Source organism: Streptomyces sp. NBC_00028, assembly GCF_045041065.1.
Taxonomy (GTDB): domain Bacteria; phylum Actinomycetota; class Actinomycetes; order Streptomycetales; family Streptomycetaceae; genus Streptomyces.
Map to the genome: position 1 here is coordinate 4,195,355 of NZ_CP108293.1, position 25,710 is coordinate 4,221,064.

The following is a 25,710-nucleotide window of genomic DNA, read 5'->3' on the forward strand; positions in this document are numbered from 1 at the left end:
CCGTTGATCAGCGCGACCGTGGGGGGTCTCTTGGCTTCGTCCGGCCAACGCCCTCCGGAAGGGGGCCACGGCATGCACATGCGAGGCCGGGTTCGGCTGATAGGGGCGGGCGCGGCGGCAGCCATCCTGGGGCCGCTCGCCCTGTGGTCGGTCTGGGACAAGGACGGGAACGAGGACGAGGACGAGGCTCCCCGGCTCGTCCCCACCGACCTGCGCGACCGCGACCCGGACGCCACCCCGGCCGCCCGCCGGATCTACACGTTCCTGGCCGGCCTGGAGAACGACGCCCGTCGCGGCCGCCCCTCCCGCACGCTCATCGGCCAGCACGTGGAGCTGCACAACGAGCGGTACAACCCGAAGTACGGCGATTACCGGGGGACCAAGCAGCCGGGCTACTACTACAAGAAGGCCCAGGACATCACGGGGCGGCTGCCGGGCTTCCTGGAGCTGGACCTGGGTCCGGGCTACGGCCAACCCGGCTGGGCGGTGGGCCAGGCCCGCTCCTACAACGGTTCGTGGCCGAGCTGCCGCCGCGACTGGGGATATGTCGAGGACGCCGTGGATCTCGCCGTCGGCGTGTGGGCGGGCCTGCCGCGGGCGGCCGACGGCTCCTACCGGTCCTCCGGCACCCACACCGAGTGCTTCTCGGGCGCCCGGGTCTCGCTCCCCCGCAACGGGGGCGCCCCGGCGGGGCTGGTCGGATTCTCCTTCCACCAGCCCTACCCCGGCAGCCCCGTCAAGAGCTTCGAACAGACCAAGTTCCGCAACTCCCCCGGCGCCGACGACCCCGGCTGGTTCCGTCGGGTGGTCACCGAGGACAGCCCGGAACACCGGGCCCTGCTACACGACCTCGACTTCCTGGCGGACCACCTCGGCTACCTCGCGGACCAGGGTGTGCCGGTACTGCTGCGCCCGTACCACGAGATGAACACGGCGCCGGACCACGGATTCTGGTGGGCGGGCCAGGACCCGGCCGCCTTCCACCGGCTGTGGCGGCTGACGTACGACCATCTGGTGCACCGGCGCGGCCTGCACAACCTGCTCTTCGTCTGGGCGCCGAACTCCTGGCACGGCGGCTCCGTGCGCGACCCGCACGCGTACTACCCGGGCGGTCGCTACGTCGACCTGGTGGGCGTCGACGACTACAGCGACACCCCGGCCGAGCCCTACGGCGGGGGTGCCTGGACCGAGGTCTGGTATCGCGGCCTGGAGCGGTACCGCAGGCCGCGGATCATGGCCGAGTCCTTCCACGTACCGCTCAACGCGGCCCAGCCGGAGACCCTGAACCGGACCCCGTGGGTGCTGTGGACGGTGTGGGGCCAGGCGCTGTCCTACGAGAACCTCTCCGCTCCCCGGCACCGGAACACCGCGGCTGATGTGCGACGCACCTACGGATCACCGCGGACGATCACCAGCGGTGATCACTTTCCGGCCAGTGACGCCAGTGACGCCTCGTGAAGGTCACCACACAAGACGTAACTTGATTAACTTTCGAACACATCCCCCTCACAAATGTTCCCTGTATCGGGCACGTATGCGAGTATCGGTGGCATATTCGGTCGGTGGTCCGGGCGCCCGGGGGGGCATCTGAGCGGCAGCTGGCCGAGGCGCCAGAGAAGGCGTTGAGGGGGATTGGGCCCGGAACAACAAGGACGTCGTGGTGCGCTGACGCGCGCCGTGGCCGAGATCCGTCGTTGCCTCAACGCACCACCGATCTCACAGGAGTTCCGCAGCCGTCATGACATCGACACTGGTCGACGGGGGGGTGCCGCAGTATTCGCGGCACAATCAGAAACTCGCCAAGCGCACCGCGTCCTGGAAGCCGGGCATTCTCCCGTTCCTGTTGCCCTTCGTGCTTCTGACCGCGTTCGGACTGTGGAGCTACAGACCCAGTTCGTCCCTGATGAGCTGGATCCTGACCGTCGTCTGGTCACTGCCGGTTGCCGGTGTGATGGTCGGCATCCAAGGTGCTCTGCTGATCCGCCGACGGGTCCGCAAGAGCGATCAGATGACTCCGCCGGCACCCGCCGAGCAGGACTTCCTGATCGCGCTGTGCCCGACCATCGGGCGGCATGACACCTACCCGGCGCTGGAGCGCTCGATCCTCTCCTACGTCGAGCACCTGCCGGAGTACTTCCCGTACATGCGGGTCGACATCCTCACCGAGGAGGGCTGCGAGGCCACCGAGGCCATCGACCGGCTCGCCGCGTCCCACCCGCTGATCCGGGTGATCACCGTCCCCAAGGACTACGTCCCGGCCAACGGCACCCGCTTCAAGGCGCGCGCCAACCACTACGCCCACGAGCTGCGCATCGCCGAGGGCGAGGCCCTGGACTACGTCTGGGTGCTGCACATGGACGACGACACCGGTGTCGGCCCCGACACCGCCTCCTCGCTCGCCCAGTTCATCAACCGGCAGCGACGTGCCCACCCCGACGAGGCCAAGCACATGGCCCAGGGCATCCTCACGTACCCCCGCGAGAACGCGGTCAACATGTTCACCTGGCTCGCCGACGCGGTGCGCCCCGCCGACGACATCGCCCGCTTCCGGGCGCTGACCGGCATGGGCACCCCGGCCGCCGGAGTGCACGGCGAGCTGCTGGTGCTACGCGCGTCCATCGAGGCGGAGATCGGCTGGGACTTCGGCCCCAAGGAGATCGTGGAGGACGCCCGGCTCGCGCTGACCTTCTGCCGCAAGTACCCGGGCCGGAGCGACTGGTTCAACGGTCGCTGCTACGGCGCCTCGCCCGCCACCGCGGCCGACTTCGTCAAGCAGCGCGACCGCTGGGCCTGGGGTCTGGTGGCCCTCTGCTTCAACCGGGCGGTGCCCCTGCGCTACCGCTGGTTCCTCTCGATCTGCGTGGCCACCTGGATCCTCGGCCCGCTCCAGCACATCGGGGCCGTGCTCCTCATCGGCTGGCTCTTCAACGACATGAACACCTCGCCGGTGACGCAGTCCGTCACGATCCTCTGGGCCCTCAATTTCGCCTACGTGATCTGGACCTACTGGGAGGGGCTGCGGCTGAACGCCCTCGCCTCGGTCAGCGGTCGACGCAAGTGGTGGGAGCCGATCGTCGTGGTCGCTCTCATCCCGGTCTTCTCGATCATGGAGGGACTCGGTGGCTTCAAGGGCTTCCTGAAGTTCGTCCGGCGCGAGGAGAACAAGTTCGTCGTGATCGCCAAGCCCGCCTGACCCCGGAAGACCACTGACATGCGTTCACGACTGCCCCTGCTTGCCATTTTCCCGGTGACCGTCCTCACCGTCGTGCTGGGCACCCCCTTCCTCTTCGGCGACCATCCGGTGCGCTGGGAGGCGGGCTCGAAGCTGCCCACCCTCGTCCTGGACGACGCCCCGGAATCCACTGCCCCGGCCGACACCACCGATGTGAAGGCCTCTCCCTCTCCCACCGCCGACCCGCTCAAGGTCGCCGAGCCCTGGAAGAAGGGCATGCCCCAGTGGGGCGTACAGCTCTACTGGGAGGAGGAGAAGACCAAGCGCTCCGACGCGTTCATCGAGAAGCAGGCCGAGAAGCACGCCAAGTACCTCATCGGCCTGGGCGCCAACTCGGTGTCCGTCTCCTTCCCCTTCTACATCGAGAGCCGCACGTCCAACGTGCTCTCGGAGGGCGCCAAGACACCGTCCCCGGCGCGCGTCGAGCGCGTGCTGAAGGTGTTCAAGGACGCCGGTTTCCGCACCACCCTCCGCCCGATCATGGACGAGGGGAGTCTGAAGCAGGCGAACGGCTGGCGCGGCAACATCGAGCCCGACTCCCGCTCCGCCTGGTTCGCCTCGTACAAGAAGCTCGTCACTCCGTACCTCAAGGTCGCCGACGAGGCGAAGACGAACACGTTCGTGATCGGTACCGAGCTCAACTCCCTGGAGGGCGACGTCGGCTGGGGACCCCTGGTGTCCTCCGCCGAGAAGAGCTTCTCCGGCGAGGTCTCGTACGACGCCAACTGGGACAACTACGTCCGCGGCCGCATCAGCATGCCGGTCAACCACCTCGGTGTCGACGCCTACTTCCCGGTCAAGGTCGCGGACACCGCGTCCGTCGGCACGCTCGCCAAGGGCTGGAACGACTGGCTGGACCGGAAGGCCACCGGCAAGCTCCCCAACATCCTCATCGCCGAATCCGGCATCGGTGCCATGAAGGGCGCCTACCACGCCCCCGGCGACTTCTACGCCAGGCGCACGGTCAACGAGAAGGTGCAGGCCAACTGGTACACGGCGGTCTGTCAGGTGGTCCAGGAGCGGCAGATGCAGGGCGTCTACTGGTGGTCGATCCACTTCGACGACGACCCCAACACCGCACCGGACGACAAGACCGCCTCCCGACTCGACTTCGCCGGACGCCCCCTGACCGAGAAGGCCATCAAGACCTGCTTCAGCTCTGACTACGCAGGTCCCGGGACCGACGACTCCACCAGCTGACCGAGCGAGGCAATCATGCAGGAAGCCATCATCCTCGTGGGCGGCAAGGGAACGCGCTTGCGCCCGCTCACCAACCACACCCCCAAGCCGCTGCTCAGCGTCGCGGGTTCCTCCTTCATCCGGCACCAGATAGCCAAGCTGATGGACGCCGGCGTCGAGCACGTCGTGTTCGCCACCTCCTACCTCGCCAGTCTCTTCGAGGAGGAGTTCAAGGACTTCTCCCAGGACCTGGCGATCTCGTACGCCGTCGAGGAGGTGCCCCTCGGCACCGGCGGCGCGATCCGCAACGCCGGCCGTCTGCTGCGCGGCGACGACCCGGACGCCCCGGTCCTCATCCTCAACGGCGACATCCTGTCCGGCGTCGACCTGCGCGCCCTCCTGGAGCGGCACGAGACCCAGGACGCGGACGTGACCCTGCACCTCACCCGGGTCCTCGACCCGCGCGCCTTCGGCCTGGTCCCCACCGACGAGGACGGGCGGGTGCTCTCCTTCCTGGAGAAGCCCAAGACGGCCGCGGAGATCGTCACCGACCAGATCAACGCCGGCTGCTACGTCTTCCGCCGCTCCGTCCTGGACGCCATCCCCGCCGACCGCGAGGTCTCGGTCGAGCAGGAGACCTTCCCACAGCTGGTCGCCGGCGGCGGCCGGGTCTTCGGCCACACCACCCAGGAGTACTGGCGCGACCTCGGCACCCCGCTGGCCTTCGTGCACGGCTCCGCCGACCTGGTCAGCGGCAGGGCGACCTCGCCCCTGGTGGACGGCCCCTCCGAGGCGCTGATCCACCCCACGGCCGTCATCGACCCGACCGCCCGTGTCACGGGCGGTTCGACGATCGGCGCGCACGCCGTCATCGGCGCGCACGTGGTCGTCGACCGCTCGATCATCGGCGCGCACGTCACGGTCGCCGAGGGCGCCCAGGTCCACGAGTCCGTGGTGGACCACGACTCCACGATCGGCGAGGAGTCGCTCCTGCGCGAGGTCGTCGTGGGCTGCCACTCGCACGTCGGCGCCCAGAACGAGCTGCCCGCCCAGTTGCGGCTGTCGTGCGGCATCCGCATCCCCGCCCAGGGTGTGCGGGTCAGCGGTACGGCCGTCGCCTGCCCGACAGTCCACTGAAGTCGCCGGCCTGACCGGACAGTTACTGGAGAACCGTGACCAGCCATCGTTCCAAGGCCGCGAACGCGGAGCGCCTTCGCAAGTACCGGCCTGACATTCAGGGCCTGCGTGCCGTCGCCATCATGATGGTCGTCGCCATGCACTGCGGCATCCTCGACATCCACGGCGGCGTGGACGTCAGCTTCGTGCTCAGCGGCTTCCTCATCGGCAGCCAGCTCCTCGCCGAGATCGACAAGACCGGCAAGGTCTCCCTGAGTAAGTTCTGGGCCCGCCGCTTCCGGCGTCTGGCGCCGGGCGCCGCCGTCACCATCGTCGCCGTGGGCGTTCTGTCCTGGATCTACGCGAGCCCCTTCAGGTTCCGCGAGTACATGGACGACGGACTCGCCGCGTCCGTGAGCCTCATCAACTGGCGGCTGGCCGAGAACGGCACCGACTACTTCGCCAACGACGGCAGCCAGTCGCCGTACCAGCACTTCTGGTCGCTGGGCATCGAGGAGCAGTTCTACCTCGCCGCCCCGATCGTCCTCGTCGCCGTGGCCTGGCTCAGCCGGCTCATCTTCCGCAACCGCGTCCTGGTGGGGCTGGTCCTCATGGGCGCGGTGGGCGGATCGTTCTACCTGGGCTACAGCCTGACCACGCCGAACCAGCCGCTGGCCTACTTCGGCACCCACACCCGCATCTGGGAACTCACCTTCGGCGTCCTGCTCGCGCTCTGGGCACCGTTCCTGTCCCGTATGCCGCGGGGTCTGGCCGCCGCCGTCTCCTGGCTGGGCCTGGGCACCCTCCTGGTCACCGGGATGCTCATCACCGAGAACACCCCGCTGCCGGGCTACGCCGTCGCCGGTCCCGTGCTCGGCGCGTGGCTGATCATCGCCGGCGGCTGCGCCAACCCCGGTTTCGGCGCGGAGAAGCTCCTCGACAACCCCGTCTTCGACTTCATCGGCAAGGTCAGCTACGGGTGGTACCTGTGGCACTGGCCGCTGCTGATCCTCTGGCCGCACATCATCGGCTGGGAGTTCGGCTACTCGGACCGCTTCCGGGTGGCGGTCCTCTCCTTCCTGCTCGCCATCGTCATGCACTTCATCGTCGAGAAGCGGTTCAGGGAGAACGTGAAGCTGGTCGTGCGCCCCTGGCTGGGCATACTCACCGGCGGCGCCCTCACGGGTACCGCGGCCGTCGCCATGGTGGTCGCCCTTCAGGTGCCGCTCAACCTCTCCATCGGCACCGCCGGAACCGCCGCCGCCCTGACCGGGTTCAACGGCACCGAGTCCGTGGAGAAGGCGGTCAGCGAGCGGTCCGACCCCAAGGTCAGCCGGAGCGTCCTGCTGAACTCCCCCGAGGACCGGGGTGACCACGGCTGCATCGACCAGCTGCTGGTCAGCAGCTGGACCCTGCACGACGACTGCGTCATCGGCGACAAGGAGTCCGACAGGACGCTGGTGCTGCTCGGCGACTCGCACGCCTACCAGTGGGGCAATGCCTTCGACGCGCTCGGCCGCAAGCTGCACGTCAAGGTCATCACGGTCATCAAGAGCGGCTGCTCGCCCGAGGTCTACCAGATCACGCGCGAGGATCTGGGGCGCGAGTACACCGAGTGCACGAGCTGGCGGAAGTCGGCTCTCGCGTACATCAAGAAGCTCAGGCCGGACGTCATCGCGGTGGCCAACCGGGTCCAGTTCAACACCGTGCGCGAAGGCGCCGAGGACACGTTCAAGAAGCTCGAGGCCACTGGGTCGGACCTGATCTATCTGACCGACACACCGAAGCCGACCTTCAGCGTCCCGGACTGCCTGGCCGAGGAGTCCGACGCCCTCTCCTCGTGCACCCTGAAGGCGGAGACGGCCGTCGACCTGCCCGAGTTCCGCAAGCTGGAGCGCGAGGTCGCGGAGGAGCACGGAGCCACGGTCATCAACACGCTCCCCGCCTTCTGCGCGGACGGCTACTGCCCTGCGGTCATCGGCGGACACGTGGTCTATTGGGACAACAGCCATATGACCGGCGGCTACGCCAAGTCCCTGGAGTCGTTCCTGGAGCCGACCTTCAAGAAGATCCTGGCCGACTGACCCACAACACAGAGCCGGCCCAGAACACACAAAAGAGGGGCCCCGGAACCGGGGCCCCTCTTCAGTGCACCTGCCCCCGCACCCGCCGAGCCTGCCGCTGCCGCTCCGCGAGCAGCTCGTCCGCCGGATAGGCGACCTCCTCCAGCGTCAGCCCATGCGGCCGCACCACATGCACGGCACTGTCCCGCTCCCCCGCGTCCAGCACCTTCCGCGGCCACTCCACGCCCCGGTGCCCGTCCCCCACGAACAACAGCGCCCCCACCATGGACCGCACCTGGTTGTGGCAGAACGCATCGGCACGGACCTCGATCTCGACGACCCCGTCCGCGTTCCTCCGCACCCCGAAGTCGAAGATCTCCCGAACCGTCGACGCCCCCTCGCGCTTCTTCGCGTAGGCGGCGAAGTCATGCTCCCCGACCAGCGACTTGGCGGCGGTGTCCATCACCTCGACGTCCAACTCCCAGTCGTGCCACAGCACATGGTTGCGGAGCAGCGGATCCACACCGCCGGGCCGGTCCCCGACCCGGTACACATACCGCCGCCACAACGCGGCGAACCGGGCGTTGAACCCCTCGGCGGCCTCCCCGACCGCCCACACCCGCACGTCCTTGGGAAGCCGCCCGGCCAGCCGCTTGAGCAGCTTCTCCCGATGCTCCGCCCACACGTCCTCGGGCAGATCGACATGGGCCACCTGCCCCCGGGCATGCACCCCCGCGTCCGTCCGCCCGGCCACGGTCAGCTCGTACGTCGTCTCTCCCGACCGCGTCACGGTCCGCAGAGCGTCCTCGACCTCCGCCTGCACGGTCCGCTGCCCACCGGCCTGCTTGGCCCAGCCACGGAAATCGCTCCCGTCGTAGGACAGGTCGAGACGGACACGTACGAAACCGGGCGCTGCTTCTTCACTCACAGGGAGATCCTCTCAAGAACACGACAGTGGGCCCGCTCCTCGAAAGGAACGGGCCCACTGTGCGGAACGCTTATGCGTCCTTGGACTCCTCAGCCGCCGCGTCCTCGACCTCGTCGGTCTTGGTCACGTCGACCGTGGTCTCCTCGGCGGCCGGAGCAGCCTCGGCGTCCTTCGCAGCGCGCTTGGTGGCGGCCTCGGCCTCACCCGTCGCCTGCTGCGCGACCGTCAGCGCCTCGACCAGCTCGATGACAGCCATGGGCGCGTTGTCGCCACGGCGGTTACCGATCTTGGTGATACGGGTGTAGCCACCCGGACGGTTCTCGTACCGCGGGCCGATCTCGGTGAAGAGCGTGTGCACGATGCTCTTGTCCGTGATGACCTGAAGCACCTGGCGGCGGTTGTGAAGGTCGCCCTTCTTCGCCTTGGTGACCAGACGCTCGGCGTACGGCCGCAGACGGCGGGCCTTCGCCTCGGTGGTGGTGATACGGCCGTGCTCGAAGAGCTGCTTCGCGAGGTTCGCGAGGAGGAGCTTCTCGTGCGCGGCGCTGCCGCCCAGACGGGCACCCTTGGTGGGCTTCGGCATTTCTATCTCCTGTGTGTCTGCCCCGGCCGTATCAGGTACCGGGGTCAGGAACCCGATGAGCGGATGCTCACCGGCAACGACCGGTCAGTGCTGGGCTGAAGCGCTCAGTACTGCTCGGTCTCCACGAAACCCGCGTCCGCGTCGTCGTCGGCGCCGAAGGCGTCGGCGGCGGCCGTGGGGTCGAATCCGGGCGGGCTGTCCTTGAGGGCCAGGCCCATGCCGGCCAGCTTCGCCTTGACCTCGTCGATCGACTTCGCACCGAAGTTGCGGATGTCGAGGAGGTCGGCCTCGGAGCGGGCGACGAGCTCACCCACGGAGTGGATGCCCTCACGCTTGAGGCAGTTGTACGACCGAACGGTGAGCTCCAGCTCCTCGATCGGCAGCGCCAGATCAGCGGCGAGGGCGGCGTCCGTGGGGGACGGGCCCATGTCGATGCCCTCGGCGTCGATGTTCAGCTCGCGGGCGAGACCGAACAGCTCGACCAGGGTCTTACCGGCCGACGCCATGGCGTCACGGGGACGCATGGCCTGCTTCGTCTCGACGTCGACGATCAGCTTGTCGAAGTCGGTGCGCTGCTCGACACGGGTCGCCTCGACCTTGTACGTGACCTTCAGCACCGGCGAGTAGATGGAGTCGACCGGGATACGGCCGATCTCCTGGCCCACCTGCTTGTTCTGCACGGCGGAGACGTAACCGCGGCCGCGCTCGACCGTGAGCTCCATCTCCAGCTTGCCCTTGCCGTTGAGCGTGGCGAGGACCAGGTCGGGGTTGTGCACCTCGACACCGGCCGGGGGCGCGATGTCGGCGGCGGTGACCAGACCCGGGCCCTGCTTGCGCAGGTACATCACGACCGGCTCGTCGTGCTCCGAGGAGACGACCAGCTGCTTGATGTTGAGGATGAGGTCGGTCACGTCCTCCTTGACGCCCGGCACGGTGGTGAACTCGTGCAGGACACCGTCGATACGGATGCTGGTGACAGCAGCGCCGGGGATCGACGACAGGAGGGTACGGCGCAGGGAGTTGCCGAGGGTGTAGCCGAAGCCCGGCTCCAGCGGCTCGATCACGAACCGGGAGCGGAACTCGTCGACGACCTCTTCGGTCAACGAGGGACGCTGAGCGATCAGCATGCGGTGAATCCTTCAGTCAGGGGCACCCACTATTTGATGCCCTGATATGCAACAAGGGTACGGGCGATACGACTCAGAAGAGCCGTACCGCCCGAAAAGCCCTGCGAAGCGAGGTCAGACGCGACGACGCTTCGGCGGACGGCAGCCGTTGTGCGGGGTCGGGGTGACGTCCTGGATGGAGCCGACCTCGAGGCCCGTCGCCTGGAGCGAACGGATGGCGGTCTCGCGACCGGAACCCGGGCCCTTGACGAAGACGTCAACCTTGCGCATGCCGTGCTCCTGCGCGCGGCGGGCGGCCGACTCGGCGGCCATCTGCGCGGCGAAGGGGGTCGACTTGCGCGAGCCCTTGAAGCCGACGTGGCCGGCGGAGGCCCAGGAGATCACGTTGCCCGAGGGGTCCGTGATCGAGACGATCGTGTTGTTGAACGTGCTCTTGATGTGGGCGTGCCCGTGAGCGACGTTCTTCTTTTCCTTGCGGCGCACCTTCTTGGCAGCGCCCTGACGACCCTTGGGGGGCATCTAGTTACTCCTACGGGGAGGTGGTCGGTCCTACAGCGAAGACCGCTGGTGAAGCGTTGTCCGCTGAGGACTACTTCTTGCCGGGCTTCTTCTTGCCGGCGATGGCGCGACGCGGGCCCTTGCGGGTGCGGGCGTTCGTGCTCGTACGCTGACCGCGGACGGGCAGACCACGACGGTGACGGAGACCCTGGTAGCAGCCGATCTCGACCTTGCGGCGGATGTCGGCCTGGATCTCGCGACGGAGGTCACCCTCGGTCTTGATGTTGCTGTCGACGTACTCACGAATCGCGACGAGCTGCTCCTCGGAGAGGTCGCGAACGCGGGTGTTCGGGTCGATGCCGGTCTCCGCCAGCGTCTGCTGGGAGAGAGTCCGACCGATGCCGAACACGTAGGTCAGGGCGACCTCCACACGCTTTTCGCGCGGGATGTCAACACCGGAAACGCGTGCCATTCAATGGCTCCTGGTGATCTTCGGAGGTCTTCCACAGAACCGGTTCCCAGCCGCCGTACCAGGTACGAACTGGGTCCCCGGCCTCCGAACCGGGGGTGTCAGGCACGATCGCTCGTCCTGGGTTCTGCGTATGAACAAATTCAGCTCGCGTCGCGCGAATCTCTGCGGTTCAGATGCAGAGGGTTCGGTCGATCGTGCGTCAGCCCTGGCGCTGCTTGTGGCGCGGGTTCTCGCAGATGACCATGACCCGACCGTGACGGCGGATCACCCTGCACTTGTCGCAGATCTTCTTGACGCTCGGCTTGACCTTCATGGGATTGAGGTTCTCCGAGTCAGAGGGATCTACTTGTAGCGGTAGACGATCCGGCCACGCGTCAGGTCGTACGGAGACAGCTCCACCACGACCCGGTCGTCAGGGAGGATGCGGATGTAGTGCATACGCATCTTGCCGCTGATGTGTGCCAGGACCTGGTGGCCGTTCTGGAGCTCGACCTTGAACATGGCGTTCGGAAGAGACTCGACGACAGTGCCCTCGATCTCGATGGCACCTTGCTTCTTGGCCACGCTTCGCCCTTCGAATCGACTACCTTGATCGACTCCCGCACTTGTCTCTTACGAGTGCATGCGGACATGCGGGTGCACGAGAGCCGACGAGTCAGTCTACGTCAGCGCACCCGGAAAGACGAATCGAGGAAGGATGCCCGGCAGCGTAGATCATTAAGCGCGAACCTAGGCCAGCGGATCCGGAGCGGCGACCACGCCGTACTCCGCGAGCTTCGCCTTGCCCCCGTCGGGAGCGGTCAGCACCAGCGGACCGTCCACGGTCAGCGCCACCGAGTGCTCCCAGTGCGAGGACCATGTGCCGTCCGTCGTGATGACGGTCCAGTCGTCCGACAGCACCTCGGTCCGAGGCGTGCCCAGCGACACCATCGGCTCGATCGCGAGGCAGAAGCCCGGCACCAGCTTGGGACCCTTGCCCCGGCGCCGGTCGACGTAGTTCAGCAGATGCGGGTCCATGTGCATCTCGGTGCCGATGCCATGGCCGCCGTAGTCCTCGATGATCCCGTACTTGCCGCCGCCCGGCTTCGGCTGGCGGCGGATGTACGTCTCGATCGCCTTGGAGACGTCCAGCAGCCGGTTGCCCTGCTTCATCGCCGCGATACCGGCCCACATCGACTCCTCGGTCACCCGGGAGAGCTCGATCAGCTCCGGAGCGTGACCGGAGCCCACGAAGGCGGTGAAGGCCGCGTCACCGTGCCAGCCGTCGACGATCGCGCCGGCGTCGATGGAGATGATGTCGCCGTCCTTGAGGACGACCTCGTCCGAGGGGATGCCGTGGACGACGACCTCGTTGACGGAGGTGCAGATGGTCGCGGGGAAACCGCCGTACCCGAGGAAGTTCGACTTCGCGCCGTGCTCGGCGATCACCTTGCGCGCGACCTCGTCGAGGTCCCTGGTGCTGGCGCCGGGGACCGCGGCCTCACGCGTGGCCGCGTGGATCGCGGCGACGACCAGCCCCGCCTGACGCATCTTGGCGATCTGCTCGGGGCTCTTGATCTGCACCATGGGGGTCCTGCGCTCTCCGTCACTCGACCGGTTCGGGTTACCTGCACAACAACAGTACGGCCGTGGAGTCCCTCAGGACTTCACGGCCGTACCAGGACGACGACTACTGGTCGTCGCCCTCACGCTTCAGCGCGGCCAGCGCGCGGGTGGTGACCTCGTCCACCGGACCCATGGCCTCGATCGTCACCACCAGGCCCTGGGCCTTGTAGTAGTCGATGATCGGCTCGGTCTGCGTGTGGTAGACCTCCAGCCGCGTCCGGACGGTGGCCTCGGAGTCGTCGTCACGCTGGTACAGCTCGCCGCCGCAGACGTCGCAGACGCCTTCCTTGGCGGGCTTCTTGTACGTCACGTGGAAGACGTGGGCGGAGTCGTTGCGGCAGATGCGCCGGCCGGCGATCCGCTTGACGACCTCCTCCTCCGGGGCCTCCAGGTCGAGCACGGCGTCCAGCTTGATGCCCTCGGTGTTCAGCAGCTCGTCCAGCGCCTCGGCCTGCGAGACGTTCCGCGGGAAGCCGTCCAGGAGGAAGCCGTTCACGGCGTCCGCCTGCTCCATACGGTCCTTGGCCATCGCGATGGTCACCTCGTCGGGGACGAGGTTGCCGGCGTCCATGTAGGACTTCGCGAGTTTGCCGAGCTCCGTCTGCTGGCTGATGTTGGCGCGGAACAGGTCGCCCGTGGAGATGTGCGGGACACGCAGCTTCTCGGCGAGGCGCGTGGCCTGCGTTCCCTTTCCGGCGCCAGGCGGCCCGACGAGGACGATTCGCATCAGCGGAGGAACCCTTCGTAATTGCGCTGCTGGAGCTGGCTCTCGATCTGCTTCACCGTCTCGAGACCGACACCCACGATGATCAGGATGCTGGTACCGCCGAAGGGGAAGTTCTGGTTTGCCCCGAAACCAACCAACGCCATCGTCGGGACGAGAGCAATCAGGCCCAAGTACAGCGAACCCGGCCAGGTGATCCGGTTGAGCACGTACGACAGGTACTCAGCGGTCGGTCGGCCAGCCCGGATGCCCGGGATGAAGCCACCATACTTCTTCATGTTGTCGGCGACTTCCTCGGGGTTGAACGAGATAGCCACGTAGAAGAAGGCGAAGAAAACGATGAGCAAGAAGTACATCGTGATGTAAATCGGGTGGTCCCCCTTGGTGAGGTTCCGCTCGATCCACGTCTTCCAGCCCGACTGGTCGTTCGAGAACTGCGCGATCAGGGCCGGGATGTAGAGCAGCGACGACGCGAAGATGACGGGAATCACACCCGCCTGGTTCACCTTCAGCGGGATGTACGTCGACGTACCACCGTAGGCGCGGCGGCCGATCATCCGCTTCGCGTACTGCACCGGGATGCGGCGCTGGGCCTGCTCGACGAAGACCACCAGGCCGACCATGACCAGGCCGACCGCGATGACGGTGCCGAACTCGATCCAGCCGTCGGCCAGGGTGCCGGACTTCTTGATGGCCCACAGCGCGGACGGGAAGGTGGCGGCGATCGAGATGAACATCAGGATCGACATGCCGTTGCCGATGCCGCGGTCGGTGATGAGCTCACCGAGCCACATGACGACGGCCGTACCGGCGGTCATCGTGACGACCATGACGATCGTGGAGAAGATCGAGCGGTCCGGGACGATCGTCGACGCGGCCGAGCAGCCGGAGAAGAGGGCGCCGCTGCGGGCGGTGGCGACGAGGCCGGTGCCCTGGAGGATGGCGAGCGCCACGGTCAGGTAACGGGTGTACTGCGTGATCTTCGCCGTACCGGCCTGGCCCTCCTTCTTCAGGGCTTCCAGGCGCGGGATCACGACGGTCAGCAGCTGCAGGATGATGCTCGCCGTGATGTACGGCATGATCCCCAGCGCGAAGATCGTGATCTGGAGCAGCGCGCCGCCACTGAACATGTTGACCAGACCGAAGAGGCCCTGGTTCGCGGACGCCTCGTCGACGCACTGCTGGACGGACTTGTAGTCGACGCCCGGGATCGGGATATGCGTACCGATCCGGTACACCACGATGATGGCGAGCGTGAAGAGCAGCTTCTTGCGCAGGTCGGGCGTCCTGAACGCCCGGGCGAACGCGGTGAGCACGGTGCCTCCTGCGACCCCCGCGCTACTGCGTCAAGGGTGACGGTCTTGAGGTTCGACGGATGAAGACGAATGCATAACGGTCAACTGCCGCTCAGGGTGCCCCAGCTGAAGCACCCTGTGAAGTTGGCAGTGCAGGCCACCTTACCGGCGAGACTGCCACCCTAGGAACGACCAACCGGGGATACCCCTTTTGTGGGGTATCCCCGGTCGGGATCGCTCAAGTCATCGAGACGCCTGAGGTGTTCAGACGAGCTCGGTGACGGTACCGCCGGCGGCGGTGATCTTCTCCTTGGCGGAGCCGGAGACGGCGTCGACCGTCACCTGCAGCGCCACGGAGATCTCGCCCTGGCCGAGGACCTTGACGAGGCTGTTCTTGCGAACGGCACCCTTGGCCACCAGACCCTCGACGGTGACTTCGCCACCCTCGGGGTACAGCGAGGCGAGCTTGTCCAGGTTCACGACCTGGAACTCGACCTTGAAGGGGTTCTTGAAGCCCTTCAGCTTCGGAAGACGCATGTGGAGGGGCATCTGGCCACCCTCGAAGCGCTCCGGAACCTGGTAACGGGCCTTCGTACCCTTGGTACCACGACCGGCCGTCTTACCCTTCGACGCCTCACCACGACCGACACGGGTCTTGGCGGTCTTGGCGCCCGGGGCGGGACGGAGGTTGTGGATCTTGAGCGGGTTGTTCTCCGCCATGATCAGTCGACCTCCTCGACCGTCACGAGGTGGCGGACGGTGTGCACCATGCCGCGGAACTCGGGACGATCCTCCTTGACGACCTGCGTGTTGATGCCCTTGAGACCAAGGGAGCGCAGGGTGTCACGGTGGTTCTGCTTGCTGCCGATGTACGACTTCGTCTGCGTGATCTTGAGCTGAGCCATTACGCAGCACCAGCCCCGGCACGCGCACGCAGCAGAGCCGCGGGAGCGACGTCCTCGAGGGGCAGACCACGGCGAGCCGCGATCTCCTCGGGACGCTGCAGACCCTTCAGGGCCTCCACGGTCGCGTGCACGATGTTGATCGCGTTCGACGAACCGAGCGACTTCGACAGGATGTCGTGAACGCCGGCGCACTCGAGCACGGCACGCACCGGGCCACCGGCGATAACGCCGGTACCGGGGGACGCCGGCTTGAGCAGGACGACGCCCGCCGCCTTCTCACCCGTGATCGGGTGCGGGATGGTGCCCTGGATACGGGGGACCTTGAAGAAGTGCTTCTTGGCTTCCTCAACACCCTTGGCGATGGCGGCCGGCACCTCCTTGGCCTTGCCGTAACCGACACCGACGGTGCCATCGCCATCGCCCACCACGACGAGCGCAGTAAAGCTGAAGCGACGACCACCCTTCACAACCTTGGCGACACGGTTGATCGCGACGACACGCTCAACGTAAGCGGTCTTCTCGGCGGCAGCAGCGCCACCGTCACGACCCTTACGGTCCCGCCGCTCGCCGCCACCGGCACCGCTTCCGCGGCGCTGGGGTCCAGCCATTGGATTACCTCTCTCTTTCCGCTAGCTACGAGCGGCTCAGAACTTGAGCCCGGCTTCGCGGGCGGCGTCCGCCAGGGCGGCGATGCGCCCGGCGTACTGGTTGCCACCACGGTCGAATACGACAGCCTCGACGCCGGCGGCCTTGGCGCGCTCGGCGACCAGGGCGCCGACCGACTTGGCCTGCGCGGACTTGTCGCCCTCGTTGCCGCGGATCGTGGTGTCCAGGGTCGACGCCGACGCCAGGGTGTGACCCTTGATGTCGTCGATGACCTGGGCCACGATGTGGCGGTTCGAGCGCGTCACGACGAGACGCGGACGCTCAGCCGTACCCGAGATGTGCTTACGGATACGGATGTGACGGCGCTTGATCGCGGCGCGCTTGTAAGCGTCGCCCTTGAGGATCTTCTGTCCGTATGCCATGGCTTACTTACCCGCCTTTCCGACCTTGCGGCGGATGACTTCGCCTTCGTACTTGACGCCCTTGGCCTTGTACGGGTCGGGCTTGCGCAGCTTGCGGATGTTGGCCGCAACCTCGCCGACCTTCTGCTTGTCGATGCCCTCGACCGAGAAGTGCGTCGGGTTCTCGACCTTGAACGAGATGCCCTCGGGCGCCTCGACCGTGATCGAGTGGCTGTAGCCGAGCGCGAACTCGAGGTTCGATCCCTTGGCCGCCACGCGGTAACCGACACCGCTGATCTCGAGCTTCTTCACGTAACCCTCGGTCACGCCGGTGATCATGTTCGCCACCAGCGTGCGGGACAGGCCGTGCAGGGCCTTGTTCTGACGCTCGTCGTTGGGGCGGGTGACGTTGAGAACGCCGTCCTCACCCTTGGCGATGTCGATCGGCGCGGCAACGGTGTGGGTCAGCGAGCCCTTGGGGCCCTTGACCGAGACCGTACGGCCGTCGATGGTGACGTCCACGCCGGCGGGAACCGTGATGGGGAGCTTGCCAATACGCGACATAGCTTTTTCCTCCGATTCCTTTCCGCTACCAGACGTAGGCGAGAACTTCTCCGCCTACGCCCTTCTTGCCGGCCTGCTTGTCGGTGAGGAGCCCGTGCGACGTGGAGATGATCGCCACGCCGAGGCCGCCCAGCACCTTGGGCAGGGAGGTGGACTTCGCGTAAACCCGGAGACCGGGCTTGGAGATCCGCTTGATGCCCGCGATGGAGCGCTCACGGTTCGGGCCGAACTTCAGCTCGAGAACGAGGTTCTTGCCGACCTCGGCGTCCTCGATCTTCCAGCCCGTGATGAAGCCCTCCTGCTGGAGGATCTCCGCGATGTGAGACTTGATCTTGGACGTCGGCATCGTCACGGAGTCGTGGTACGCCGAGTTCGCGTTCCGCAGACGCGTAAGCATGTCTGCGATCGGATCAGTCATGGTCATGAATTGGCCTTCGGCCTCTCTCGCCGGGGTTTCCAGGTGCCCATCCCTCTCCTCGATCCGAGACGAGGCGGGTGCGGTGCGGTGGACCTACGGCGTAGTAAGTCGTATCGGGCGACGTCAGGCGCCCAACCCTCCAAGCCTAAGCCATGGAGAGGAGGGCGCCTGACACGCCCAGTGCTTACCGAGAGCCCTTGGAATCCCTAAAAGCAGGGACTACCAGGAGCTCTTGGTCACGCCCGGCAGCTCGCCACGGTGAGCCATCTCACGAAGGCACACGCGGCACAGGCCGAACTTGCGGTACACGGAGTGGGGACGGCCGCAGCGCTGGCAGCGCGTGTAGCCACGCACGCCGAACTTGGGCTTGCGAGCAGCCTTCGCGATCAGAGCCTTCTTCGCCATCTCGCTCACGCCTCCTTGAAGGGGAAGCCGAGGTGACGAAGGAGGGCGCGGCCCTCAGCGTCGTTGGTCGCCGTGGTCACCACGGTGATGTCCATACCCCGGGTACGGTCGATCTTGTCCTGGTCGATCTCGTGGAACATGACCTGCTCCGTGAGACCGAAGGTGTAGTTGCCACGGCCGTCGAACTGCTTGGGGGACAGACCACGGAAGTCGCGGATGCGCGGCAGCGCGAGCGACAGGGTGCGGTCCAGGAACTCCCACATGCGGTCGCCACGGAGCGTGACGTGGGCACCGATCGGCTGACCCTCACGCAGCTTGAACTGCGCGATGGACTTGCGGGCCTTGGTGACCTGCGGCTTCTGGCCGGTGATCGTGGAGAGGTCGCGGATGGCGCCCTCGATCAGCTTGGAGTCGCGGGCGGCGTCGCCCACACCCATGTTGACCACGATCTTGACGAGGCCGGGGATCTGCATGACGTTCTCGTAGGAGAACTCCTCACGCAGCTTGCCCGCGATCTCCTCGCGGTACTTCGTCTTGAGACGCGGAGTGGTGGTGGTAGCCATCAGATGTCCTCACCCGTCCGCTTGGCAACGCGGATCTTGTTGCCCTCGTCGTCGAAGCGGTAACCGACACGCGTGACGACCTTGTTGCCGTCCTTCTCCACGACCAGCTGGACGTTGGAGACGTGGACGGGCGCCTCGGTGGTGACGATGCCGCCGGCCTGCGAACCCTTGGCGGTCGGGCCGGCCTTGGTGTGCTTCTTGACCCGGTTGACACCCTCGACCAGGACGCGGTCCTCGCGGGGGTAGGCCGCGATGACCTTGCCCTGCTTGCCCTTGTCCTTACCGGTGATGACCTGAACCAGGTCGCCCTTCTTGATCTTCATGCTTACAGCACCTCCGGCGCGAGCGAGATGATCTTCATGAACTTCTTCTCGCGCAGCTCCCGGCCCACCGGGCCGAAGATACGGGTGCCACGAGGGTCGCCGTCGTTCTTGAGAATGACAGCGGCGTTCTCGTCGAAGCGGATGTACGAGCCGTCCGGACGGCGGCGCTCCTTGACGGTGCGAACGATGACCGCCTTGATGACGTCACCCTTCTTCACGTTGCCGCCGGGGATCGCGTCCTTGACGGTGGCGACGATGACGTCACCGATGCCCGCGTAGCGGCGACCGGAGCCACCGAGCACACGGATGCAAAGGATCTCCTTCGCACCAGTGTTGTCGGCGACACGCAGTCGCGACTCCTGCTGGATCACGTCTATCTCCTGTTTGTCTGCCGGTTCCCGGCAGGGGCCTCAGTACGAGCGCCCCTGCCGAGCCTGGCGGAACTGACCTGCGGGGTTGGCCGCAGGAATTACTTGGCCTTCTCGAGGATCTCGACGATGCGCCAGCGCTTGGTGGCGGACAGCGGGCGGGTCTCCGCGAGGAGGACCCGGTCGCCGACGCCGGCAGCGTTCTGCTCGTCGTGCGCCTTGAGCTTGTTCGTACGGCGGATGACCTTGCCGTACAGGGCGTGCTTCACGCGGTCCTCGACGGCGACGACGACGGTCTTGTCCATCTTGTCGCTGACGACGAGACCCTCACGGGTCTTGCGGAAGCCGCGGGCCTCTGCGTTCTCAGTCACGTTGCTCTCGCTCATGCGTTCTCCACCGTTTCGATGCCCAGCTCACGCTCGCGCATCAGGGTGTAGATCCGCGCGATGTCCTTACGGACGGCCTTGAGCCGACCGTGGTTCTCGAGCTGACCGGTCGCCGCCTGGAAGCGGAGGTTGAACAGCTCTTCCTTGGCTTCGCGGAGCTTGTTCAGCAGCTCCTCGTCACCCAGTTCGCGCAGCTCGGACGCCTTGGTACCGGCCGACATCACGCTTCACCTGCCTCGCGCTTGACGATCCGGCACTTCATCGGCAGCTTGTGGGCTGCGCGAGTCAGGGCCTCACGGGCGATCTTCTCGTTGGGGTAGGACAGCTCGAACATGACCCGGCCCGGGTGCACGTTCGCGATCCACCACTCCGGCGAACCCTTACCGGAACCCATGCGGGTCTCGGCAGGCTTCTTCGTGAGCGGGCGGTCCGGGTAGATGTTGATCCAGACCTTGCCGCCACGCTTGATGTGGCGGGTCATGGCGATACGGGCCGCCTCGATCTGGCGGTTGGTCACGTACGCCGGCGTGAGGGCCTGAATGCCGTACTCGCCGAACGCGACCGTCGTACCGCCCTTGGCCTGACCACGGCGCTTCGGGTGGTGCTGCTTGCGGTGCTTGACCCTACGGGGGATCAGCATGTCGGTCAGGCCTCCGTTCCGGTGCTCTCAGCCGGAGCGGCGGCGGCGGGAGCCTCGGCCTTGGGGGCCTCGGCGCCGGCAGCCTGCTGCGGCTTACGACCGCGCCCGCCGCGCTCGCCACCACGGCCACCACGGGCCGGGCGGTCGGCGCCACCACGGGCCGGGCGGTTACCCGCACGGGCCGCAGCGTTCTCGGCGCGGACCTCGGCGATGTTCTTGACGTCGCCCTTGTAGATCCAGACCTTCACACCGATGCGGCCGAAGGTCGTCTTGGCCTCGAAGAAGCCGTAGTCCACGTTCGCGCGGAGCGTGTGCAGGGGCACGCGGCCCTCGCGGTAGAACTCCGAGCGGGACATCTCGGCGCCACCGAGGCGGCCACCGCACTGGATCTTGATGCCCTTGGCGCCCGCCTTCATCGCCGACTGCATGCTCTTACGCATGGCGCGACGGAAGGAGACGCGGGAGGAGAGCTGCTCGGCAACGGCCTGAGCAACCAGCTGAGCGTCCGTCTCGGGGTTCTTGACCTCGAGGATGTTCAGCTGGACCTGCTTGCCCGTGAGCTTCTCGAGGTCACCGCGGATGCGGTCGGCCTCGGCGCCACGGCGGCCGATGACGATGCCCGGACGCGCGGTGTGGATGTCCACACGGACACGGTCACGGGTGCGCTCGATCTCCACCTTCGAGATACCCGCGCGCTCCATGCCGGACGTCATCATCCGACGGATGGCGACGTCTTCCTTGACGTAGTCCTTGTACAGCTTGTCGGCGTACCAACGCGACTTGAAGTCGGTGGTGATGCCGAGCCGGAACCCATGCGGGTTAACCTTCTGGCCCATTACCGGGTTCCTTCCTTGCTGCTGACGACCACGGTGATGTGGCTGGTCCGCTTGCGGATCCGGTAGGCACGGCCCTGGGCGCGCGGCCGGAACCGCTTCAGGGTCGGACCCTCGTCGACGTACGCCTCGGAGATGAAGAGGCTGTCGGCGTCGGTGTGGTCGTAGTTGTGCGCGGCGTTGGCAATGGCGCTGTCGAGCACCTTGCCGACCGGCACGGAGGCTGCCTGCGGAGCGAATCGCAGAACAGCCTGAGCCTCCGTGGCATCCATGCCACGGATAAGGTCCACCACGCGGCGGGCCTTCATGGGCGTAACGCGGATGTACCGCGCCTGGGCCCTGGCTTCCATGGTTGTCCCTCTCAGTTACTTACGTGTCTGAATGCGATCCGCTACTAGCGGCGCTTCGACTTCCGGTCGTCCTTGACGTGACCCCGGAAGGTACGAGTCGGCGAGAACTCGCCGAGCTTGTGACCGACCATCGACTCGGTGACGAACACCGGGATGTGGGTCTTGCCGTTGTGCACCGCGAGCGTGTGGCCGAGCATGGCCGGCACGATCATGGAGCGACGGGACCAGGTCTTGATGACGTTCTTGGTGCCTGCTTCGTTCTGGGCGTCCACCTTCTTGATCAGGTGGTCGTCGACGAAGGGCCCCTTCTTGAGACTGCGCGGCATCTAAACCCGCTCCTAGCGCTTCTTGTTCGTCTTGCGGCGGCGGACGATGTACTTGTTCGAAGCCTTCTTCGGCGAACGAGTACGACCCTCCTTCTGACCCCAGGGGCTGACCGGGTGGCGACCACCGGAGGTCTTGCCCTCACCACCACCGTGGGGGTGGTCAACCGGGTTCATCGCCACACCGCGAACGGTCGGGCGGACGCCCAGCCAGCGCTTACGGCCGGCCTTGCCCCAGTTGATGTTGCTCTGCTCGGCGTTGCCGACCTCGCCGACCGTGGCGCGGCAGCGCTGGTCGACCAGGCGGATCTCACCGGAAGGCATGCGGAGGTGGGCCATCGTGCCCTCCTTCGCGAGCAGCTGCACGGAGGCACCGGCGGAGCGGGCGAACTTGGCGCCGCCACCGGGACGGAGCTCGATCGCGTGGATCGTGGTACCGACCGGGATGTTGCGGAGCGCCAGGTTGTTGCCCGGCTTGATGTCGGCCCCGGGACCGTTCTCGACGCGGTCACCCTGCTGCAGGTTGCGCGGGGCGAGGATGTAGCGCTTCTCGCCGTCCGCGTAGTGCAGCAGCGCGATGCGCGCGGTGCGGTTGGGGTCGTACTCGATGTGCGCGACCTTCGCCGGCACGCCGTCCTTGTCGTGACGACGGAAGTCGATCACGCGGTAGGCGCGCTTGTGTCCGCCACCCTGGTGGCGAACGGTCACACGACCGGCGTTGTTACGGCCGCCCTTGCTGTGCAGGGGGCGGACCAGCGACTTCTCCGGCGTGGACCGCGTGACCTCGACGAAGTCGGCGACGCTGGAGCCACGACGGCCCGGCGTAGTCGGCTTGTACTTGCGGATTCCCATTTCTCAGTCCTCGTCCGATATCGGACGATCCGACCCGCTTACGCGGTCGGACCGCCGAAGATGTCGATACGGTCGCCCTCAGCAAGGGTCACGATCGCGCGCTTGGAGCCGGCACGCTGGCCGAAGCCGGTGCGGGTCCGCTTGCGCTTGCCCTGGCGGTTGAGCGTGTTGACCCCGGTGACCTTGACCGAGAAGACCGCCTGGACGGCCTGCTTGATCTGGGTCTTGTTGGCGTCGGGGGCGACGATGAACGTGTACTTGCCCTCGTCGAGGAGCGCGTAGCTCTTCTCCGACACGACCGGCTTCAGCAGCACGTCACGGGGGTCCGTGAACGACTTGCTGACCGGCGTCTCGACGGTGTTCTTGCCCTCGGCGGCGTGACGACGCGCCTTGGCGACGCGCGCGGCCTTGGCGGCCTTGGCCGCCTTGGAGGCGATAGAGGGGTGACGGATGGCCATCAGACCTCAGTCCCTTCGGTGTCGTTGGCCTTCGGGCCGGCGACGAAGGACTCGAGAGCGGCCTGGGTGAAGACCACGTCGTCCGAGACGATCACGTCGTACGTGTTCAGCTGGCCCGGCTCCAGGATGTGGACCTGGGGCAGGTTGCGGGCGGACAGCCACGCGGCCTCGTCGGCGCGCTCGACGACCAGGAGCAGGTTCTTGCGCTCCGAGATCTTGCCGAACAGCGTCTTGGCGGCCTTCGTGGAAGGAGCCTCGCCCTCGATCACGCCGGTGACGACGTGGATGCGGTTGTTGCGGGCCCGGTCGGTGAGGGCGTGACGCAGCGCGGCAGCCTTCATCTTCTTCGGGGTCCGCTGCGAGTAGTCACGCGGCACGGGACCGTGCACGACGCCACCACCGGCGAACTGCGGCGCGCGGGTCGAGCCCTGACGGGCGCGGCCGGTGCCCTTCTGGCGGTAAGGCTTCTTGCCACCACCACGGACTTCGCCACGGGTCTTGGTCTTGTGCGTGCCCTGACGGGCAGCCGCGTTCTGCGCGACGACGACCTGGTGGATCAGCGGGATGCTGACCTTCTCCACGCCGAAGATCTCCGCGGGGAGTTCGACGCTTCCGGTCTTCTCGCCGGCAGGCGAAAGGATGTCAACAGTGCTCATCGGTACCTCAGGCCCCCTTGGCCGCGGTGCGGACCAGGACGAGGCCGCCGTTCGGACCGGGGACAGCGCCCTTGATGAGCAGCAGACCCTTCTCCGCGTCAACGGCGTGGACGGTCAGGTTCTGGGTGGTGACCCGCTCGTTGCCCATGCGACCCGCCATGCGGAGGCCCTTGAACACGCGGCCCGGGGTGGCGCAGCCACCGATGGAACCGGGCGAGCGGTGCTTGCGCTGGGTGCCGTGACCGGCGCCGAGGCCCTTGAAGTTGTGACGCTTCATGACACCGGCGAAGCCCTTGCCCTTGCTCTTGCCGGTCACGTCGACCTTGATCCCGGCCTCGAACACCTCAGCGGTGATCTCCTGGCCGAGGGTGTACTCGGAGGCGTCCGCGGTGCGGATCTCGACGAGGTGGCGACGCGGCGTGACATCGGCCTTGGCGAAGTGGCCCTTGAGGGGCTTGTTCACCTTGCGCGGGTCGATCTCGCCGAACGCGATCTGGACGGACTCGTAGCCGTCGACGTCGTTCGTGCGGACCTGGGTGACGACGTTGGGGCCGGCCCTGACGACGGTGACCGGAACAACGCGGTTGTTCTCGTCCCACACCTGCGTCATGCCGAGCTTCTCGCCCAGGATGCCCTTGATCTGCTTAGCCATTCTCAGATCACCGACCCTTAGAGCTTGATCTCGATGTCGACACCGGCCGGGAGGTCGAGTCGCATCAGAGAGTCAACGGTCTTGGGCGTCGGGTCGAGAATGTCGATCAGGCGCTTGTGCGTGCGCATCTCGAAGTGCTCGCGCGAGTCCTTGTACTTGTGCGGCGACTTGATGACGCAGTACACGTTCTTCTCAGTGGGCAGCGGCACCGGGCCCGCGACCGACGCACCAGTGCGAGTCACCGTCTCGACGATCTTCTTCGCCGAGGAGTCGATGACCTCGTGGTCGTAGGCCTTGAGCCGGATGCGGATCTTCTGTCCCGCCATGGCTACTCAGTAGTCCTTTGTCTCGTTTAACGCTCTGGAACCCGGTGTTCCTGACCCCTCGCTCCGACCCACGCGGTCGGGCGTGTCGCGCTTTCGCTGACACAGATGTCCCTTGTTCGAACATCCCTTGCCTGAGAAAGAGAATCACCGGGCGCCTGGCCTGTGCCGTACCTTGCTTCCCGAAAGATTCCCGTACGTCCGCCCCAGCGCTGCCATGTGGCAGTTAGGGCGACGAGTACTGTGGGACTCGCTTCCGGTCCTCCCGGCGGGAGGCGCGCAGCATCAACACTCGACCGAGCAACTCCGACAGTCTGCCATATGGGGCGGGGTGTCCGCCAATCGAGCCGGAGACAATACCCCGGGAGTGACGTAGGTCAAACACACGCGGACCGCGCCGCCGTCAGAAGGCAGGGTTCTCGTGTGAGACGAGAGCAGCCGTGAAGTAGAGGGGAAGGCCGTCCTCCGGGTCCAGGGGTACGTCCTGCGAGGTCTCGCGGCTGAAGACGATCGTCAGGTCCCGCACCACCGGCTCCTCCGGGTTGGAGTCATCGATCTCGTAGCCCGCGGCGGAGAAGATCTTCAGCAGCTCACGCGCCGGGGTTCGAAAGACGTCGTTGCCCCGCCACAGGACCCGAAGGTCCGATTCCTCTTCTTCAGGGGCGGAGACATCCACGGCATTGACCGTCTCCTGGTCCCGGAGAATCACGATGACGTCGAAGTCATCCCCCATGGCCTGGATCTTCACCGTGGGGTTGTGCGCGAGCGGACCCACCACACGAACCTCACCCCAGGAGGACGCGGCCTGCGCAGCCTCCTCGAAGGGCATTCCCATGCGCACCGGCGGAACACCATGCGGAGG

37 protein-coding genes are annotated in these 25,710 nt (G+C 66.6%); 5 read left to right on the forward strand and 32 right to left on the reverse strand.

The genetic code is table 11. The annotated features are described in order from the left end of the window. The first annotated feature begins 72 nt into the window (after window positions 1-72). The 5 genes from OG885_RS18505 to OG885_RS18525 all read left to right on the forward strand — a co-directional run bounded on the left by OG885_RS18505 (window position 73) and on the right by OG885_RS18525 (window position 7,611). Window positions 73-1,458, forward strand: a complete 1,386-nt coding sequence (locus OG885_RS18505) for a glycoside hydrolase family 26 protein (protein ID WP_405732707.1) — start codon at window positions 73-75, stop codon at window positions 1,456-1,458. A gap of 280 nt (window positions 1,459-1,738) precedes the next feature. Next, the gene (locus OG885_RS18510) at window positions 1,739-3,193 is read left to right on the forward strand and encodes a glycosyltransferase family 2 protein (RefSeq protein WP_399949416.1); all 1,455 of its coding nucleotides are present in this window, start codon (window positions 1,739-1,741) and stop codon (window positions 3,191-3,193) included. 54 nt (window positions 3,194-3,247) lie between these two features. Continuing rightward, complete coding sequence (locus OG885_RS18515; protein WP_405732712.1) at window positions 3,248-4,432, forward strand: glycoside hydrolase family 113; 1,185 nt, start codon at window positions 3,248-3,250, stop codon at window positions 4,430-4,432. Between the two features lie 15 nt (window positions 4,433-4,447). Further along, window positions 4,448-5,548, forward strand: a complete 1,101-nt coding sequence (locus OG885_RS18520) for a sugar phosphate nucleotidyltransferase (protein WP_405732715.1) — start codon at window positions 4,448-4,450, stop codon at window positions 5,546-5,548. Window positions 5,549-5,583: 35 nt separating this feature from the next. Continuing rightward, window positions 5,584-7,611 carry an acyltransferase family protein gene (locus tag OG885_RS18525; protein ID WP_405732718.1) on the forward strand — a complete coding sequence of 676 codons (2,028 nt, stop codon included), beginning with the start codon at window positions 5,584-5,586 and terminating at the stop codon, window positions 7,609-7,611. Between the two features lie 61 nt (window positions 7,612-7,672). Here OG885_RS18525 and truA read toward each other — a convergent pair whose 3' ends face one another. From truA to OG885_RS18685, 32 genes are all read right to left on the reverse strand, one after another. Further along, entirely contained in the window at window positions 7,673-8,518 is an 846-nt protein-coding gene (gene truA / locus OG885_RS18530) for a tRNA pseudouridine(38-40) synthase TruA (RefSeq protein ID WP_405732721.1), read from the reverse strand. 70 nt (window positions 8,519-8,588) lie between these two features. Continuing rightward, window positions 8,589-9,101 carry a 50S ribosomal protein L17 gene (rplQ, locus tag OG885_RS18535; protein ID WP_405732724.1) on the reverse strand — a complete coding sequence of 171 codons (513 nt, stop codon included), beginning with the start codon at window positions 9,099-9,101 and terminating at the stop codon, window positions 8,589-8,591. A gap of 104 nt (window positions 9,102-9,205) precedes the next feature. Next, window positions 9,206-10,228, reverse strand: a complete 1,023-nt coding sequence (locus OG885_RS18540; protein ID WP_003966937.1) for a DNA-directed RNA polymerase subunit alpha — start codon at window positions 10,226-10,228, stop codon at window positions 9,206-9,208. A 114-nt stretch (window positions 10,229-10,342) separates the two neighbouring features. Beyond that, window positions 10,343-10,747, reverse strand: coding sequence for a 30S ribosomal protein S11 (rpsK, locus tag OG885_RS18545; protein ID WP_003956432.1), 405 nt, complete (start codon window positions 10,745-10,747; stop codon window positions 10,343-10,345). 70 nt (window positions 10,748-10,817) lie between these two features. Beyond that, on the reverse strand, window positions 10,818-11,198 hold the full coding sequence (rpsM, locus tag OG885_RS18550; protein ID WP_093477045.1) for a 30S ribosomal protein S13: 381 nt from the start codon (window positions 11,196-11,198) through the stop codon (window positions 10,818-10,820). Between the two features lie 199 nt (window positions 11,199-11,397). Next, window positions 11,398-11,511 (reverse strand): 50S ribosomal protein L36, encoded by a 114-nt coding sequence (gene rpmJ / locus OG885_RS18555; RefSeq protein WP_003998809.1) that lies wholly within the window; start codon window positions 11,509-11,511, stop codon window positions 11,398-11,400. 29 nt (window positions 11,512-11,540) lie between these two features. After that, window positions 11,541-11,762, reverse strand: a complete 222-nt coding sequence (infA, locus tag OG885_RS18560) for a translation initiation factor IF-1 (RefSeq protein WP_003948620.1) — start codon at window positions 11,760-11,762, stop codon at window positions 11,541-11,543. A 165-nt stretch (window positions 11,763-11,927) separates the two neighbouring features. Beyond that, entirely contained in the window at window positions 11,928-12,764 is an 837-nt protein-coding gene (gene map / locus OG885_RS18565; protein ID WP_405732728.1) for a type I methionyl aminopeptidase, read from the reverse strand. Between the two features lie 103 nt (window positions 12,765-12,867). Continuing rightward, on the reverse strand, window positions 12,868-13,530 hold the full coding sequence (locus OG885_RS18570) for an adenylate kinase (protein ID WP_329335791.1): 663 nt from the start codon (window positions 13,528-13,530) through the stop codon (window positions 12,868-12,870). Next, window positions 13,530-14,843, reverse strand: coding sequence for a preprotein translocase subunit SecY (gene secY / locus OG885_RS18575; protein ID WP_405732732.1), 1,314 nt, complete (start codon window positions 14,841-14,843; stop codon window positions 13,530-13,532). Before secY ends, OG885_RS18570 begins: the two co-directional genes overlap by 1 nt. A gap of 243 nt (window positions 14,844-15,086) precedes the next feature. Next, a complete protein-coding gene (rplO, locus tag OG885_RS18580) occupies window positions 15,087-15,542 on the reverse strand; it encodes a 50S ribosomal protein L15 (RefSeq protein WP_266519687.1) in 456 nt (151 codons plus the stop codon). A gap of 2 nt (window positions 15,543-15,544) precedes the next feature. Continuing rightward, entirely contained in the window at window positions 15,545-15,727 is a 183-nt protein-coding gene (gene rpmD, locus OG885_RS18585; RefSeq protein ID WP_005481207.1) for a 50S ribosomal protein L30, read from the reverse strand. Next, window positions 15,727-16,335 carry a 30S ribosomal protein S5 gene (gene rpsE / locus OG885_RS18590; protein WP_010354225.1) on the reverse strand — a complete coding sequence of 203 codons (609 nt, stop codon included), beginning with the start codon at window positions 16,333-16,335 and terminating at the stop codon, window positions 15,727-15,729. Before rpsE ends, rpmD begins: the two co-directional genes overlap by 1 nt. Window positions 16,336-16,371: 36 nt before the next feature. Beyond that, entirely contained in the window at window positions 16,372-16,755 is a 384-nt protein-coding gene (gene rplR, locus OG885_RS18595) for a 50S ribosomal protein L18 (RefSeq protein WP_057607911.1), read from the reverse strand. Window positions 16,756-16,758: 3 nt separating this feature from the next. Beyond that, entirely contained in the window at window positions 16,759-17,298 is a 540-nt protein-coding gene (gene rplF / locus OG885_RS18600) for a 50S ribosomal protein L6 (RefSeq protein ID WP_405732735.1), read from the reverse strand. A 25-nt stretch (window positions 17,299-17,323) separates the two neighbouring features. Continuing rightward, window positions 17,324-17,722, reverse strand: coding sequence for a 30S ribosomal protein S8 (gene rpsH, locus OG885_RS18605; protein WP_399949436.1), 399 nt, complete (start codon window positions 17,720-17,722; stop codon window positions 17,324-17,326). A gap of 213 nt (window positions 17,723-17,935) precedes the next feature. Beyond that, window positions 17,936-18,121 carry a type Z 30S ribosomal protein S14 gene (locus tag OG885_RS18610; protein ID WP_003948630.1) on the reverse strand — a complete coding sequence of 62 codons (186 nt, stop codon included), beginning with the start codon at window positions 18,119-18,121 and terminating at the stop codon, window positions 17,936-17,938. A 5-nt stretch (window positions 18,122-18,126) separates the two neighbouring features. Continuing rightward, complete coding sequence (rplE, locus tag OG885_RS18615; RefSeq protein WP_399949438.1) at window positions 18,127-18,684, reverse strand: 50S ribosomal protein L5; 558 nt, start codon at window positions 18,682-18,684, stop codon at window positions 18,127-18,129. Then, window positions 18,684-19,007 carry a 50S ribosomal protein L24 gene (rplX, locus tag OG885_RS18620; protein ID WP_107904101.1) on the reverse strand — a complete coding sequence of 108 codons (324 nt, stop codon included), beginning with the start codon at window positions 19,005-19,007 and terminating at the stop codon, window positions 18,684-18,686. Before rplX ends, rplE begins: the two co-directional genes overlap by 1 nt. Window positions 19,008-19,009: 2 nt before the next feature. Continuing rightward, window positions 19,010-19,378 (reverse strand): 50S ribosomal protein L14, encoded by a 369-nt coding sequence (gene rplN / locus OG885_RS18625; RefSeq protein ID WP_003992364.1) that lies wholly within the window; start codon window positions 19,376-19,378, stop codon window positions 19,010-19,012. Between the two features lie 98 nt (window positions 19,379-19,476). Then, a complete protein-coding gene (rpsQ, locus tag OG885_RS18630; protein ID WP_141206508.1) occupies window positions 19,477-19,761 on the reverse strand; it encodes a 30S ribosomal protein S17 in 285 nt (94 codons plus the stop codon). Then, window positions 19,758-19,982 (reverse strand): 50S ribosomal protein L29, encoded by a 225-nt coding sequence (gene rpmC / locus OG885_RS18635; protein WP_030671810.1) that lies wholly within the window; start codon window positions 19,980-19,982, stop codon window positions 19,758-19,760. The genes rpsQ and rpmC overlap by 4 nt, the downstream gene beginning before the upstream one ends. Continuing rightward, window positions 19,982-20,401, reverse strand: coding sequence for a 50S ribosomal protein L16 (gene rplP, locus OG885_RS18640; RefSeq protein ID WP_004927269.1), 420 nt, complete (start codon window positions 20,399-20,401; stop codon window positions 19,982-19,984). The genes rpmC and rplP overlap by 1 nt, the downstream gene beginning before the upstream one ends. 5 nt (window positions 20,402-20,406) lie before the next feature. Further along, window positions 20,407-21,237, reverse strand: coding sequence for a 30S ribosomal protein S3 (gene rpsC, locus OG885_RS18645; protein WP_329335800.1), 831 nt, complete (start codon window positions 21,235-21,237; stop codon window positions 20,407-20,409). Then, on the reverse strand, window positions 21,237-21,584 hold the full coding sequence (gene rplV, locus OG885_RS18650) for a 50S ribosomal protein L22 (RefSeq protein WP_003974262.1): 348 nt from the start codon (window positions 21,582-21,584) through the stop codon (window positions 21,237-21,239). The genes rpsC and rplV overlap by 1 nt, the downstream gene beginning before the upstream one ends. 44 nt (window positions 21,585-21,628) lie before the next feature. After that, on the reverse strand, window positions 21,629-21,910 hold the full coding sequence (gene rpsS / locus OG885_RS18655) for a 30S ribosomal protein S19 (protein ID WP_003992359.1): 282 nt from the start codon (window positions 21,908-21,910) through the stop codon (window positions 21,629-21,631). Window positions 21,911-21,922: 12 nt separating this feature from the next. Next, a complete protein-coding gene (gene rplB, locus OG885_RS18660) occupies window positions 21,923-22,759 on the reverse strand; it encodes a 50S ribosomal protein L2 (RefSeq protein ID WP_007384068.1) in 837 nt (278 codons plus the stop codon). 38 nt (window positions 22,760-22,797) lie between these two features. After that, the gene (rplW, locus tag OG885_RS18665; protein ID WP_405732742.1) at window positions 22,798-23,217 is read right to left on the reverse strand and encodes a 50S ribosomal protein L23; all 420 of its coding nucleotides are present in this window, start codon (window positions 23,215-23,217) and stop codon (window positions 22,798-22,800) included. Continuing rightward, window positions 23,217-23,873 (reverse strand): 50S ribosomal protein L4, encoded by a 657-nt coding sequence (gene rplD / locus OG885_RS18670; protein WP_399949441.1) that lies wholly within the window; start codon window positions 23,871-23,873, stop codon window positions 23,217-23,219. Before rplD ends, rplW begins: the two co-directional genes overlap by 1 nt. A gap of 7 nt (window positions 23,874-23,880) precedes the next feature. Next, window positions 23,881-24,525, reverse strand: a complete 645-nt coding sequence (gene rplC / locus OG885_RS18675; protein WP_405732745.1) for a 50S ribosomal protein L3 — start codon at window positions 24,523-24,525, stop codon at window positions 23,881-23,883. Between the two features lie 17 nt (window positions 24,526-24,542). Continuing rightward, window positions 24,543-24,851: a 30S ribosomal protein S10 gene (rpsJ, locus tag OG885_RS18680; protein WP_003948644.1), complete on the reverse strand. Its 309-nt coding sequence runs from the start codon at window positions 24,849-24,851 to the stop codon at window positions 24,543-24,545. A 400-nt stretch (window positions 24,852-25,251) separates the two neighbouring features. Then, window positions 25,252-25,689 (reverse strand): hypothetical protein, encoded by a 438-nt coding sequence (locus tag OG885_RS18685; protein WP_405732748.1) that lies wholly within the window; start codon window positions 25,687-25,689, stop codon window positions 25,252-25,254. Window positions 25,690-25,710: the final 21 nt, after the last annotated feature.